The organism is Amycolatopsis anabasis (assembly GCF_009765355.1).
Classification (GTDB): Bacteria; Actinomycetota; Actinomycetes; order Mycobacteriales; family Pseudonocardiaceae; genus Amycolatopsis; species Amycolatopsis anabasis.
On sequence record NZ_VTHK01000111.1, the window covers coordinates 1 to 13,209 of the forward strand.

Genomic DNA, 13,209 nt, shown 5'->3' on the forward strand with positions numbered 1-13,209 from the left:
ACCAGCACCGGGAGTCCGGGCGCTCAGCCCTCCTGCGACCCATCCAGGACGCCACCCGGACGATGGCCATGTTCTCCTTCCCCTCGGCCGACTTCGACGTCGACCACCGCGACGTCGCCGCCCAGAAGCGCCTGCTGAGTGAGCAGATGAACGATATGGTCTGGTTGATCCCGCGCATCCTCGCGCACCTGGACGACACCCCGGACTTCTACCTCGACAATTCTGCCGCTACCTCGGGCAGGGCGCGCCTTTCTGCCGCCGAAATCCGTCGTTCTGGTTGGCCGCCGCCCGTGTTGGAGCGACTCAGAACGCGCGGTGGTACTGCTTCGGCCAGACCTCCGTGGGCCGTCCGCCGCGGGCACGGAGTGCCCAATAGGGATCGCGGAGCATGGCCCTGCCGATGAACAGGGCGTCCACGGATTCGGGGATGGCCCGATGGAGCTGGTGTGCCTCGGTGACCGATCCGGAGGTGGCGGTCGGCACGCCGAGTCTGCGAAACCGGTGTGCGAACCGGGCGTTCTCCAGGGGCTCGGTGGGGCGGGGTGCTTCGGGGACGAGGGCGCCGGAGTTGATGTCGAGGAGGTCGACGCCGAGCTGGGCCATGCGGGCGACGAGGATCTCGGCGTCGTCTGCGGTGACACCGCCGTCGAGCAGATCGCTGACGGGCGCGCGGATCAGCAGGGGTTTCTCCGCGGGCCACCCGGCGCGCAGTGCGGAGACGACGGCAAGTGGGAAGCGCAGCCGGCCTTCCAGGTCACCGCCCCACGCGTCGGTGCGCTGGTTGGCCAGTGGGGAGAGGAACTGGTGGAACAGGTAGCCGTTCGAGGCCTGCAGCCCGAGTGCCTGGTAGCCGGCGCGGTGCGCATTGCGGGCGGCGCGCTCCAGGTCACCGAGCACCCGATCGATGTCGTCCGCGGTCATCGACCGGGGTGTGGCGAGCCCGGAGAAGGGCAGCGGCGACGGCGCGAGCGGCTGCCATCCGCCCGCGGCGGGTGCAACGGGGTGGCGGGTTCCGGTGTTATCCCACGGGACTCCGTGTGAGCTCTTCCGCCCCGCGATGCCCAGCTGCACCGCGGGCACCGAACCGACCGAGCTGATCAGCCCGGCCAGCCGCCGGTGCGCCCCGACCTGGTGCTCGCTCCACAGCCCCAGATCGCGCGCGGTAGTGCGCATGTCCGGCGCGACAGCGGTGCACTCCACCATCACCATCCCGACTCCGCCGGCCGCCCTGGCCCCGTAGTGGGCCAGATGCCATTCGGTGGGAGCACCGTATTCATCGGCGGAGTACTGACACATCGGCGAGAGCCACACGCGGTTGGGCAGAGTCAGTTCGCGCAACCGGATGCTCGTCCAGGGCGTCGTTTTCGCATCGGCCGGTCGGTCCGGTGCTGCTGAGGTGATCGCCATGAGCCCGATTCTGCCCACGCAGAGCTGGACGAGCAGTAGGATGGAATCCAGGATCTGTACCCGATCGTCCAGGAGCTACCGTGCGCGCGGTCGACGACCTGCTGCTGACGATGAACATCGAGCAGTCCCAGTTCAAGCGGATGACCCCGCGGGCGCCGTGGGGGATCGCCTTCCCCGCGCGGCATGTCGCCCGCCTGCTGCTCATCGCGCGCGGCTCGTGCTGGCTCACCGGTGCGGGGCTCGCCGAACCGCTGCGGCTGCGGACGAACGACTGCTTCCTGGTGCGCGACGGGGTGACCTTCGAACTGCAGGACCGCCCCGGTCGCGCGCTGGTGGACTGCGAGGACTTCGAGAATCCCGCTCAGGGCGCCGGCGAGTCCACCGAGATTCTCTCCAGCCGCTTCACCTTCGACGCGGTCGCCGCCGACGCGCTGTTCGCGTTGCTGCCCCCGTTGTTCCGGATCGACCTCGACGAGCGCGCGGGCCGCCAGTTGCGTGCCACCTTCGACCTCATCGCACAGGAAGCGGCCGAGGGCGCCCTGGGTTCCGGGTTCATCAGCGCGCGGCTGTCCGACGTGCTGTTCGTCCAGGCGCTGCGCGCGTGTACGGCCGGACCGGCCGGTTCGGTCGGATGGCTCGCAGCGCTGCGGGATCCGCTGCTGGCTCCGGCCATCAACACGATGCACGCCAATCTGGCGCACCCGTGGACGGTCGGCGAGCTCGCCCACATCGCGGGCATGTCCCGATCCGCATTCGCCGCCGCTTTCCGCGCGAAAACCGGTGAGACCCCGCTCGGCTACCTCACCACATGGCGGCTGTTCCGCGCCAAGACACTGCTGCGCGACACCGATATGAGCCTGCAGGAAATCGCCGCACACATCGGATACCGCACCGGCCAGGCACTCAGCCGCACCTTCGCCAAACACGAGGGCCAGACTCCGGGCACCTGGCGGCAGAAAACCCGAACCGCCGGCCGGCCGGTCGCAGCGCAGGCCGGGTGAGGCAGGTATTACTGCACCAAGCACGCCGAATTGTGGGTCGGTTTGGGCAGGTAGACGGAGCGCCACCGGTTCATCCGGTCATATCTGGGTTCCGCGTGGTGCACCCGAACTGGGCAAGTTGGAGCTGGACTGCCGACTTTGTTCGTGCCCGCGTGCGGTCGGCGCCTGTGCTGGGCGGAATCTGTCCGGCCAGCCGGGCCAGGTGCGCGCGCTCCGCGGCGGTGAGCTGTAAGGCCGTTCCCAGTGCGGCCAGTACCTCCGGCGACGGGCGGGTGCGCGCCTGCTTACCTGTTCCGGGCGCAGTGCCTGCCGCCTGCGGGGCAGGAAGTCGGCCAGTTCGCCTTCGCTCGAGGATTCGCACATCATCCGACTCCAAGGTGACGGAATCAGCGATCCCTGGACGTTATTTCGTCGGATTGGAGGTCTCCGTTCCACCGCTTCCGGCGGCGGAATGCCGATGACGACAGCACACGCCGGTAATCGGCCGGCCAGCCCACCGGGTTTTCCCCGGGTCAGGCGGTGGCGGCGTCGAGCAGGGCTTCCGCGGCCGCTCGGGCGTGGCGGCCGCACGCGGGGTCGTTGAGCACCATCGCCCTGCTGGCGGCTCCGTCCGCGAGGATCGCGAGTTGTTCGCCGAGGAGGTCCGGATCTGCCGCGCCGAGTTCGCTCACCAACTCGACGACGCGCCGGGTGAAGCGCCGCTTCTGCTCGCGGGTGTAGGCGTGCGCCGGGCTGTCCGGGTCGGGGAACTCGGCGGCGGCATCGACGAACGGGCAACCCCGGATAGGCCCGGTGCCGTTGCCGGACACGGTGAACAACTCGAGCAGCCGCTCCCGGGGAGTGAGGTCCTGCCGGTCGAGCGCGCTCTCGATCGTGAGCCCGGCTTCGGCGAGGTGTCGCAGGTAGGCCACCACCAGCTCGTCCTTGGTGGGGAAGTGGATGTAGAGAGTGCGCTTCGAGACCGGGGCCCTCGCCGCCACCTCCTCCATACCCGTGGCGTTGATCCCCTGCGCCTCGAACAACGCCGTGGCCGCGGCGAGGATGCGTTCGCGTCCCCCGCGTCCGCGACGGGGAGTCACGTTCCGCTCGACCATCCCTTGAGTATACGCCACCGTTTACCTCTGTCACGCCTGTCTGTTACGCTCCACCACTAGGTAAACGGTTACGTTTACCTCAGCGCGATCCGAGGAAATGAGGACCATGGTCACCGAATGCCTGCCCGAGTACGCCGAGCGCCTGATCCGGGGGCGCCGGGCCACCCGTGCGTTTCGCCCCGACCCGGTGCCCGAGCAGACACTGCGGGCCGTTTTCTCCCTGGCTGGTGCGGCGCCGTCCAACTCCAACACCCAACCCTGGCACGTCGAGGTGGTCAGCGGTGCCGCCCGAGAACGCCTCGGAGAGGCACTCGTGGCCGCCCACGCGCGAAGGGACCTCTCCCTGGACTTCCCCTACAGCGAAGACCTCTACCGCGGCATCTACCAGCGGCGACGCCAGCAGGCGGGCGAACGGCTCTACGCGGCCGTGGGAATCCACCGCGAGGACCACGCCGCACGCGAGGCCTACCACGCCGAGAGCCTGCGCTTCTACGGCGCCCCGCACGTCGCGTTGCTGTTCACCGCACCCAACGCGGAGGTGCGCATGGCAGCCGACGTGGGTATCTACGCGCAGACGCTCATGCTGGCCATGACCGCCCACGGCGTAGCCAGCTGCCCGCAAGGACTCCTGAGCTTCTACGCCGACACCATCCGCGCCGAACTGGGCGTACAGGACAGGAAAATCCTGCTCGGCATCTCCTTCGGCTACCCCGACGACTCCGCACCAGCGAACGCCATCACGACGCCACGCGCCGCACTCGACGAAACCACCCGATTCCACACCTGAACCACAGCCCCGAAGACTGCACACCGAATGTCGGGATGCGACCCGCCACGACGGCAGCGACGGAGGCCGGGGCACACGGCCAGTTCGTAAACGTGGAAGAAGGAAAACCGCGGCGATCGAGGGCGGCGGAGGAGCCATCGCGAGCGGAGGCCACCACCGTTGCGCGCGCACGCCGTAGGCGAAGCCCCCGCAGACGCCGCGGGATGTCCCCCGAGGACGTGCTGGATGCCGTCGACGCCGCGCTGGCTGATCCGCGCGCACCGCTGTTCCTGTTCCCGGGGAAGGGAACTCGGCAGATCTGAGCCGCCACACCAGAAACGGCATCCTCGGTCAGGGGCACCGCGGCTCAGAAGGCTTGGGGCCGCAGGGCCGCGTCCGCGCCACCGTCGATCACGAACTGCGCGCCGTGCAGGAAACCCGCATGGGGTCCCAGCAGGTAGGCGATGAACGAGGCGATCTCGTGCGGGCGGCCGCGCCGGCCGAGAGGGGCGGTGAAACCGCGGATGCTCTCGCCGTACCGCGGGTCGTCCTCGCCCGCCCGGAGCAGAGGTGTGTCCACGGCGCCGGGTGCGACGGCGTTGAGCCGTACCCCGGCGGCGCCCCATTCCACCGCGCGCCGCCGTACCGCGACCGTGAGCGCGTTCTTCGCCGCGGCGTAGGCGAACTGGCCGCGGTACTCGCCCGCGGACTCCACCGCCGCCGCGACGCCGGAGAAGTCGCCGCTCTCTACTGCGGACGCGATGGGGTTCGTCTCCCACGTCAGGTGCGTCGAGGCCACCGAAGACACGGCGACCGCGGCCGGTGCGCCGCCCGCGCGCAGTGCCGGGAACAGACCATCGAGCAGGGCGACGGCGCCGAGGTAGTTCACCGCGACGATGCGTCCGGGGTCGTCGACGTGCGGTCCGAGACCTGCGCAGGTGACAAGCCCGTCGAGCCCGGTGGAACACCGGTCGAGTACGGCGTCCACCGCGTGCTGCCTGCCCTCGGCCGTGCTCAGGTCGGCGGCGATATCGGCGTCGCGCAGGTCGACGCCGACGATCTCGTGTCCCGCCTCGCGCAGCGCCGCGTGGGTGGCGGCGCCGATCCCGGAGGCGCTGCCGGTGACGACGGTGGTGGGCATCCTCAACTCCCCTCGGCGGTGAGCACGCAGCGGGTGCCGCGGTAGATGGTGGGCATGCACTTGTTGCAGTGCACGCACAGCGAACGCGCGCCCGGGTCGGCGCGCAATCGGCGCAGCAGGCCGGGTTCCCGCAGCAGCGCGCGGGCGAGCGCGACGAACGCGAAGCCTTCGGCCATCGCGAGGTCCATGGTCTGCCGGTTCGCGATGCCGCCGAGCAATACCAGCGGAAGCCGCAACTCGGCCTGGAACTGCCGCGCGCGGTCGAGCAGGTAGGCCTCCCGGTACGGGTAGTCGCGCAGGAACCGGCGCCCGGCCAGCCGGATACCCGCCCGCAGCGGCTGGGGGAACGCGGCGGCGAACTCGCGGACCGGCGCGTCGCCGGTGAACAGGTACATGGGGTTGAGCAGGGAGCTGCCCGCGGTCAGCTCGAGCGCGTCAACGGTGCCATCCGCCTCGAGCCACCGCGCGACCTGGATGCTCTCGTCGAGCCAGAACCCGCCCGGCACGCCGTCGTCCATGTTGAGCTTGGCGAGCACGGCGACCTTTCCGCCCACGGCGTCGCGCACCGCGCGGGCGATGTCACGCGCGAGCCGGGCACGGTTGGCGAGACTGCCGCCGTAGCGGTCCCGGCGCCGGTTCAGCAGCGGACTGAGGAACGCGCTGGCGAGGTAGTTGTGTCCGAAGTGGATTTCCACGGCATCGAACCCGGACTCGACGGCGATCCGCGCCGCGTCGGCGTGCGCGCGCACGATGCGCCGAAGGTCCTCGGCGGTCGCGGCCTTGATCATGCGCAGGCTCAGCGGGCTCGGCATCCGGGTCGGGGCGAGTGCGGGCAGCCGGGTGGAGGCGGCGTTGGCCACCGGGCCGGCGTGCCCGAGCTGGGCGCTGACGGCGCAGCCCTCGGCGTGCACGGCGTCGGTGAGCCTGCGCAGACCAGGTACGGCCTCGGGCCGCATCCAGATCTGGTGCCGGTCGGTGCGGCCTTCCGGGGAGACCGCGCAGTAGGCGACGGTCGTCATGCCCACGCCACCGCGGGCGGGGCGCAGGTGGTAGTCGATCAGCTCGTCGGTCACCAGGGCTTCCGGGGTGCGGCCCTCGAACGTGGCCGCCTTGATGACGCGGTTGCGCAGGCGCACCGGGCCGAGCCGGGCGGGCGCGAATACGTCCGGCGCGGTCACGGTGCGTCCAATCCCGCCACCACGAACGCGTGCAGCGAGCCGACCGGCACGCCCGGGCGGTGCTCCGCGCCGCCGAACGGGCTGCCGAAGTGGAGCAGGAGCAATTGGAACGCCAGTGCCCAGCGATGCGCCGCCTGTTGCTCGCTCAGGTCGGGGCGGGCCAGGCGGAGCAGGTCGATCCACGGCGCGAGGCTGAACCAGCGCGACGTCCACTCGAGCCGCTTTCCGGACAGCACGACGCGGGCGAGCAGGTGCAGCCGCAGCCTCCCGACCGGATCGGCGGCCAGTTCCGCCAACGGCGTCAGCACCACGTCGGCCAGTTCGGCCACGCTCGGGACCCAGCCACCCCGCCCGCGCTGTTCGAGCCGGTGCAGTTCCTCCTGCCAGACGGGCGCCAAGCGCTCCTCCAGCAGCGTCGTGACGAGCGCGTCCTTGGATCCGAAGTGGTAGTGCACGGCGGCCGGATTGGCACCCGCCGCGGCGTTGATGGCACGCACCGAGACGTTGTCGTAGCCCGCGTCCAGGAGCAGCCGCTCGGCCACTTCCAGCAGCCGCTGCCTGGTCAAACCGGTGACCACCGGCTCCGTCGCCGCACGCTTCGCCATCGGCCCAGCAGACCACAGCGCCACCGCCGATTCAAGACCTGTTTCAATCACTGATTGAGAGCGACGACGCTCGACACTTGACCTGGTGCGCGCTCCAGCTCCTACGTTGTGGGAAACGATTACAGAGCACGACATCGAGGAGCGAGTGTGCGTCTGGGTATCCATGTGCCGAACTTCGACATGCCGGGCGGTCCGGCCGCGATCGCGCCGGAACTGGCGCGGGTGGCGGAGGCCGCGGAGGGCGCGGGCGCGGCACGGCTGTCGCTGATGGACCACTTCTTCCAGATCCCGCCGCGTGGTGAGGCCACGCAGCCGATGCTGGAGGGTTACACCACGCTGGGCTACCTCGCCGCGCACACGTCGGCGATCCGGCTCGGGTTGCTGGTCACCGGGGTGACCTACCGGTATCCCGGGCTGCTGGCCAAGATTGTGACCACTTTGGACGTACTGTCCGAGGGCCGGGCGACGCTCGGCATCGGCGCGGCCTGGTTCGAGCGCGAGCACCACGGTCTCGGGGTGCCGTTCCCGCCTTTGGCCGAGCGGTTCGAGCGGTTGGCGGAAGCGCTGCGGGTGTGCCTGCAGATGTGGGATCCGGGCAACGACGGTCCGTTCGAGGGGAAGCACTTCCGGTTGGCGGAGACGCTGTGCTCGCCGCGCCCGGTGTCCGAGCCGCGGCCGGAGATCATGGTGGCCGGCGGCGGCGAGCGCAAGACGTTGCGGCTGGTCGCTCAGTACGCCGACGCGTGCAACCTGTTCGCCGGAACCGCGGAGGAGTTGGCGCACAAGCTTTCCGTGCTGCGCGGGCACTGCGAGCAGGTCGGGCGCGACTACGGCGAGATCGAGAAGACGGTGATCTACAACCAGCGACAGCCGGATGCGGATTTCGTCGATCAGATGGCCGAGTACGCGCGGCTCGGGATCGACACGGTGATCGTGATGCCGCCCGGGGACCGGCCGGCCGAGTGGATCACCGGGGTGTGCGCGCCGATCGTGCCCAGGCTCGCTGACCTGGAGCCGATCGCACTGGACGCCTGACAGCCCGCGGCCCGGGTGTCTTGCCGGCTCCCGGGTCGCGGCGGCGTCATGGCGGCCCGTGACACGGCTAACAGCGCCACATCGTCCACTTCCTCTTACGCTTCGCCGAGGAACGGAGATATCGTGCCACGCTAAGCTACTGCTTAGTAACTGGAGGTTCCTCGATGCCCGACGCCACGACCTCGCAAGAAGCCGGAATGGTGATCGGAGTCCTCAAGGAAGCCCGGCCGGGGGAGACCCGGGTGGCCGCCACCCCGGCGACGGTGGGCAAACTCCGGGCTCTGGGGTACGACGTCGTTGTCGAGCCGGGCGCCGGGCTGGCGTCGGGGTTCTTCGACGAGGCGTACGCCGAGGCGGGCGCCAAGATCGGAGCCGTGCCGGACGCGGACATCGTGTTCGGGGTGAACGCCCCGTCGGCCGAGCAGCTGGCGGCGGTGAAGCCGGGCGCGACGCTGATCAGCCTGCTGTCCCCGGCGCTGAAGCCCGAGCTGGTCGAGGACCTTGCGCGGCGCCCCATCACCGCGCTGGCGATGGACGCGGTGCCGCGGATCTCGCGGGCGCAGTCGCTGGACGTGCTCTCGTCCATGGCCAACATCGCCGGTTACCGGGCGGTCGTGGAGGCGGCCCACACCTTCGGCCGGTTCTTCACCGGTCAGGTGACCGCGGCGGGCAAGGTGGCCCCGGCGAAGGTGCTGGTCGTCGGTGCTGGGGTGGCCGGGCTGGCCGCGATCGGCGCGGCGGGCTCGCTGGGCGCGGTCGTGCGGGCGACGGATCCGCGGCCGGAGGTGGCCGACCAGGTCAAGAGCCTGGGCGGCGAGTACCTGTCCATCGAGTCGCCGGAGGCCGAGGTCTCGGCCACCGGGTACGCCAAGGAGATGGGCGATGGCTACAAGGCGCGCGAGGCGCAGCTGTACGCCGCGCAGTGCCGGGAAGTCGACATCATCGTCACCACCGCGCTGATCCCGGGGAAACCGGCGCCCCGGATCATCACCGCGGAGATGGTCGCGTCGATGAAGCCGGGCTCGGTCATCGTGGACATGGCCGCCGCCAACGGCGGCAACGTCGAGGGCACGGTGGCGGGGGAGAAGGTCGTCACCGGCAACGGGGTCACCATCCTCGGCTACACCGACCTGGCGGGCCGACTGCCGGCGCAGGCGTCGCAGCTGTACGGCACCAACCTGGTGAACCTGATGCGGCTGATGACCCCGGAGAAGGACGGCCGGCTGGTGGTCGACTTCGACGATGTGGTGATCCGCTCGATGACGGTCGTCAAGGACGGCGAGTCGACGTGGCCGCCCCCGCCGGTGCGGGTCTCGGCGGCCCCGGCGCCCGCCGCCTCCGCGCCCACGGTCGAAAAGCCGGTCACCAAGCCGATGTCGGCAGGCCGCCGCTTGACCCTGGTACTGGTCGCCGCCGCGGTGTTCCTGGGGCTGGCGGCGCTGGCCCCGGCGGCACTGCTGCCGCATCTGACGGTGTTCGCGCTGGCGATCGTGATCGGCTACTACGTGATCGGGCACGTGCACCACGCGCTGCACACGCCGCTGATGTCGGTGACGAACGCGATCTCCGGGATCATCGTGGTCGGCGCCGTGCTGAACCTGGTCAGCAACGCCACCACGGTCGTCGTCCTCGCCGTGGTGGCGACGCTGCTCGCCTCCATCAACGTCTTCGGTGGCTTCGCGGTGACACGCCGGATGCTCGCCATGTTCACCCGCAGCTGAACCGCTGTCCGACGCGTTGTCCCTTGACTCGGCACCTGAGAGGCCCTGAGATGACCGTGCACACCGCGAGCCAGGCGGCCTACATCGTCGCCGCACTGCTGTTCATCCTGGCGTTGGCCGGGCTGTCCCGGCACGAGACGGCGCGAGCGGGCAACTCCTTCGGTATCGCCGGGATGGCGGTCGCGCTGGTCGCGACGATCGCGCTGACCCTGGATCAGGGCATCACGGGGGCCGCGTTCGGCCTGCTGGTCGCGGCGATGCTGGTCGGTGCGCTCATCGGGCTGTGGCGGGCCCGGGTGGTGCAGATGACCGGGATGCCCGAGCTGATCGCGTTGCTGCATTCGTTCGTCGGTCTCGCCGCGGTGCTGGTCGGCTGGAACGGTTTCCTGCTGGTCGAACACGAGCCCGGGGGCGCCGAAGCGCGGCATCTGGACTCGCTCGGCACCCTGGGCATCCACCACGCCGAGGTGTTCATCGGGGTGTTCATCGGTGCGGTCACCTTCACCGGCTCGATCGTGGCCAACCTCAAGCTGTCCGCGAAGATCAAGTCCGCGCCGTTGACGTTGCCCGGCAAGAACCTGCTCAATCTGGGCGCGCTGGTCGTGTTCGTCGCGCTCACCGTCTGGTTCGTGATCGACCCGCGGCTGTGGCTGCTGATCGCGGTCACGATCGTCGCCCTCGCCCTGGGCTGGCACCTGGTCGCTTCCATCGGTGGCGGGGACATGCCGGTGGTCGTGTCGATGCTGAACTCCTACTCCGGCTGGGCCGCGGCCGCGTCGGGGTTCCTCCTGGAGAACGACCTGCTGATCATCACCGGCGCGCTCGTCGGCTCCTCCGGTGCGTACCTGTCCTACATCATGTGCAAGGCGATGAACCGTTCGTTCATCTCGGTGATCGCCGGCGGGTTCGGTATCGAGGCCGGCCCGAGCGGGGACAAGGATTACGGCGAACACCGGGAGGTCACCGCGGACGGTGTCGCCGAACTGCTCTCGAACGCCTCCCGGGTGATCATCACGCCCGGCTACGGCATGGCCGTCGCCCAGGCCCAGTACGGCGTGGCCGAGCTGACCCGCAAGCTGCGCGAGAAGGGAGTCGAGGTCCGCTTCGGCATCCACCCGGTCGCGGGCCGCCTGCCCGGCCACATGAACGTGCTGCTCGCCGAGGCCAAAGTGCCCTACGACATCGTGCTCGAGATGGACGAGATCAACGACGACTTCGCCGAGACCGACGTCGTCCTGGTCATCGGCGCCAACGACACGGTGAATCCCGCCGCCACGGAGGACCCCGGCAGCCCGATCGCCGGAATGCCCGTGCTCACCGTCTGGGAGGCGGCCAACGTGGTCGTGTTCAAGCGCTCCATGGCGTCGGGGTACGCCGGAGTGCAGAACCCGCTGTTCTTCCGGGACAACTCCGCGATGCTCTTCGGCGACGCGAAGGACCGGGTAGGCGACATCCTCACCGCCCTCTGAGGCGCGGCGGGAACGCCGAATCCCGCCCGGATGCGGTTCGTCCTTTGTGGACCTCGCCGGTCAGTCCAAGCCTTGCCGCGCTGCCTGTTCTGCGGCAGAGGCTCTCCGAGAACTCGGCCGCAGCACCCACAAAATGCTCGGGCCTGGCGACCGGGGCTCCTTTGGGACGAGTTCGCTTTCTCGGGGACGCCCAGTGTGCCCTGCATCGGGAGGAAGGGGTGTGTGCGGATCGCCGCCGTCCTCGGTCGACCATTCGTGCGGGTAGGTCAGCCAGTAGCCCAGCAGCAGTTTCCCGACCGGTTCGTGGGGCTCGGCCACAGGATAAAGCCCGAACGGGCGGGGATCGCTGGGTTCGAACACCGCCGCGAGTTCGGCGAAGTGCCGGGTCATGTCCGGTGTCCACAAGCGCGGCATCGCGAGCGTCTGCCTCTTCTGGAATCGGTGTTGACATGTGCGGCTGCCGGTTCGGGGGCGAGCCGGGGGTAGGGTACTGAACAGTGATGTCGCCGCGATACCGCTGAACGGCACTAAACCGTCCGTAAAGGTTCGACCTTTGTACCGCGAGAGTTTGCGGAATCGCAACGAATCTTTGGTCGAGGGCGAATAATATGGTTACTCGGCGCCCTGGTCCCCGGCAGCGATCCGTTGAGCCACCGAGGGAGGGCGGTCATCATGATCAGCTGGCGTACCAGCAGCTACAGCCACTACGAAGAGAACGCCTGCGTGGAAGTCGGCACCGAACCAGGACTGGTCAGGATACGGGACACCAAGCAGGCCGGGGCGGCCGAGAAGACGCGTCCCGTTCTCGTGTTCCGCACGGCGACGTTCAGGCGTTTCCTGGCCCACCTCAGGAAATAGCTGGCATTCCTGCGGGTGCGGTGTTGAGGTACTTCCTCAGCGCCCGCACGGTGTGGCCGCTGCGCCCGAGTTCTTCGGAACGACGCACGGCGGCCGTGTGTTTCCGGCCTTTGATGCTCAGGGTGTGCGCTAGGAGATGCGGACCGGCCAGGAAAGCCCTCGAGGGGGATATCCTCGCCAGCGCAAATCAGGTACCGCGTCTTGCCTGCTGGCGGAACCCGGTGCCGAGCACGGCCTCCTCGGTGCAGCCGATGAGGCTGGGATTGGTGTTGTGCTGACCTGGGCGCGCACCATCGCACATGACCACCTCGCCGAATCCCTTCCGCACCGATGGCGACGCGTGCGGGCACTTGCGGCCAGAGCGGCCCGGCTCTGGCGGGTCGTCGAACCGGATGGGGGCCTCCTGATCGCCGCGGCCTACCTGCACGACATCCGTTACGCACCCGCGCTGGTGGAGATCGGCTTCGCGCCGCTGGACGGCGCGCTACTTACGCCGGATGGGCGCGGCACCCCGGCTGGCAGGGCTCGTCGCACACCACCATCCTCTGGTCGTCGGCGAAGCCGCCCGCCTGGGCCTCGCGCAGGAGCTTGCCCAATTCGAAGAGGAGCGGCTGCGAACGCCACCGCGGCGGCGAGTGCATGCCGGCGGTCCTTGGCGTTCCAGATCTCGGCCAGGGCCTCCATCGCACCGGGATGCGCGGACTTCGGTAGCGCGTCGAGTACGTTGGCGATCTTGTGGAAACAACAGCGCTGCTCTCTGGCCTGTGGGAACACCTCCCGTAGCGCGCCCCAGAATCCTAGTGCCCCGTCGCATCGCCGGGACCGGAGCGCGCATCCCACGCCGGGCGCAGTCACGCGGCAAGTTCGCCCACCCCGGGAACCAATGCGTTGCCGCAGGGCAAGTCGGGATCACGCCTGCGGTGGTGACCAGCCG

General features: G+C 69.6%; 12 protein-coding genes and 1 pseudogene. 6 read left to right on the plus strand and 7 right to left on the minus strand.

What is annotated here, in order from left to right:
- Window positions 1-303: 303 nt before the first annotated feature.
- Window positions 304-1,407: an oxidoreductase gene (locus tag FXO23_RS49535; RefSeq protein WP_179957091.1), complete on the minus strand. Its 1,104-nt coding sequence runs from the start codon at window positions 1,405-1,407 to the stop codon at window positions 304-306.
- A gap of 80 nt (window positions 1,408-1,487) precedes the next feature.
- Between FXO23_RS49535 and FXO23_RS49540 the strand changes: the two genes are divergently transcribed.
- On the plus strand, window positions 1,488-2,408 hold the full coding sequence (locus tag FXO23_RS49540; protein ID WP_158896019.1) for an AraC family transcriptional regulator: 921 nt from the start codon (window positions 1,488-1,490) through the stop codon (window positions 2,406-2,408).
- Window positions 2,409-2,920: 512 nt separating this feature from the next.
- Here the strand turns inward: FXO23_RS49540 and FXO23_RS49550 are convergent.
- Window positions 2,921-3,502, minus strand: a complete 582-nt coding sequence (locus FXO23_RS49550) for a TetR/AcrR family transcriptional regulator (protein WP_158896021.1) — start codon at window positions 3,500-3,502, stop codon at window positions 2,921-2,923.
- 97 nt (window positions 3,503-3,599) lie between these two features.
- On the opposite strand from FXO23_RS49550, the gene FXO23_RS49555 reads away from it, so the two are divergent.
- Window positions 3,600-4,289: a nitroreductase gene (locus tag FXO23_RS49555; RefSeq protein WP_246258611.1), complete on the plus strand. Its 690-nt coding sequence runs from the start codon at window positions 3,600-3,602 to the stop codon at window positions 4,287-4,289.
- Between the two features lie 346 nt (window positions 4,290-4,635).
- On the opposite strand, the gene FXO23_RS49560 is transcribed toward FXO23_RS49555, so the two are convergent.
- From FXO23_RS49560 to FXO23_RS49570, 3 genes are read right to left on the minus strand one after another with little or no spacing between them, the layout of a single operon-like run.
- Window positions 4,636-5,409: an SDR family oxidoreductase gene (locus tag FXO23_RS49560; protein ID WP_158896023.1), complete on the minus strand. Its 774-nt coding sequence runs from the start codon at window positions 5,407-5,409 to the stop codon at window positions 4,636-4,638.
- A gap of 2 nt (window positions 5,410-5,411) precedes the next feature.
- Entirely contained in the window at window positions 5,412-6,587 is a 1,176-nt protein-coding gene (locus tag FXO23_RS49565; protein ID WP_158896025.1) for an NADH:flavin oxidoreductase, read from the minus strand.
- Entirely contained in the window at window positions 6,584-7,192 is a 609-nt protein-coding gene (locus FXO23_RS49570; RefSeq protein WP_158896027.1) for a TetR/AcrR family transcriptional regulator, read from the minus strand. Before FXO23_RS49570 ends, FXO23_RS49565 begins: the two co-directional genes overlap by 4 nt.
- Before the next feature lie 147 nt (window positions 7,193-7,339).
- Here FXO23_RS49570 and FXO23_RS49575 point away from each other — a divergent pair, with 147 nt between their 5' ends.
- From FXO23_RS49575 to FXO23_RS49590, 4 genes are all read left to right on the plus strand, one after another.
- Window positions 7,340-8,227, plus strand: a complete 888-nt coding sequence (locus FXO23_RS49575; protein ID WP_158896029.1) for an LLM class F420-dependent oxidoreductase — start codon at window positions 7,340-7,342, stop codon at window positions 8,225-8,227.
- Window positions 8,228-8,391: 164 nt separating this feature from the next.
- Window positions 8,392-9,948, plus strand: coding sequence for a Re/Si-specific NAD(P)(+) transhydrogenase subunit alpha (locus FXO23_RS49580; protein ID WP_281356759.1), 1,557 nt, complete (start codon window positions 8,392-8,394; stop codon window positions 9,946-9,948).
- Between the two features lie 50 nt (window positions 9,949-9,998).
- Window positions 9,999-11,417, plus strand: a complete 1,419-nt coding sequence (pntB, locus tag FXO23_RS49585) for a Re/Si-specific NAD(P)(+) transhydrogenase subunit beta (RefSeq protein WP_158896031.1) — start codon at window positions 9,999-10,001, stop codon at window positions 11,415-11,417.
- Between the two features lie 672 nt (window positions 11,418-12,089).
- The gene (locus FXO23_RS49590; RefSeq protein ID WP_158896033.1) at window positions 12,090-12,275 is read left to right on the plus strand and encodes a DUF397 domain-containing protein; all 186 of its coding nucleotides are present in this window, start codon (window positions 12,090-12,092) and stop codon (window positions 12,273-12,275) included.
- Window positions 12,276-12,763: 488 nt separating this feature from the next.
- Here FXO23_RS49590 and FXO23_RS50945 read toward each other — a convergent pair whose 3' ends face one another.
- Both FXO23_RS50945 and FXO23_RS49595 read right to left on the minus strand, forming a co-directional pair.
- Entirely contained in the window at window positions 12,764-12,916 is a 153-nt protein-coding gene (locus tag FXO23_RS50945) for a hypothetical protein (protein WP_179957090.1), read from the minus strand.
- Window positions 12,888-13,146: pseudogene (locus FXO23_RS49595) on the minus strand (transposase); the annotation flags it as partial. The gene FXO23_RS50945 and the pseudogene FXO23_RS49595, both read right to left, overlap by 29 nt.
- Between the last annotated feature and the right edge of the window lie 63 nt (window positions 13,147-13,209).

Coding starts and splice junctions, on each gene's coding strand:
- FXO23_RS49535 (WP_179957091.1), bottom strand. CDS start 1,407: ATGGCGATCACCTCAGCAGCACCGGACCGACCGGCCGATGCGAAAACG.
- FXO23_RS49550 (WP_158896021.1), bottom strand. CDS start 3,502: ATGGTCGAGCGGAACGTGACTCCCCGTCGCGGACGCGGGGGACGCGAA.
- FXO23_RS49555 (WP_246258611.1), top strand. CDS start 3,600: ATGAGGACCATGGTCACCGAATGCCTGCCCGAGTACGCCGAGCGCCTG.
- FXO23_RS49560 (WP_158896023.1), bottom strand. CDS start 5,409: ATGCCCACCACCGTCGTCACCGGCAGCGCCTCCGGGATCGGCGCCGCC.
- FXO23_RS49570 (WP_158896027.1), bottom strand. CDS start 7,192: ATGGCGAAGCGTGCGGCGACGGAGCCGGTGGTCACCGGTTTGACCAGG.
- FXO23_RS49580 (WP_281356759.1), top strand. CDS start 8,392: ATGCCCGACGCCACGACCTCGCAAGAAGCCGGAATGGTGATCGGAGTC.
- pntB (WP_158896031.1), top strand. CDS start 9,999: ATGACCGTGCACACCGCGAGCCAGGCGGCCTACATCGTCGCCGCACTG.
- FXO23_RS49590 (WP_158896033.1), top strand. CDS start 12,090: ATGATCAGCTGGCGTACCAGCAGCTACAGCCACTACGAAGAGAACGCC.
- FXO23_RS50945 (WP_179957090.1), bottom strand. CDS start 12,916: ATGCACTCGCCGCCGCGGTGGCGTTCGCAGCCGCTCCTCTTCGAATTG.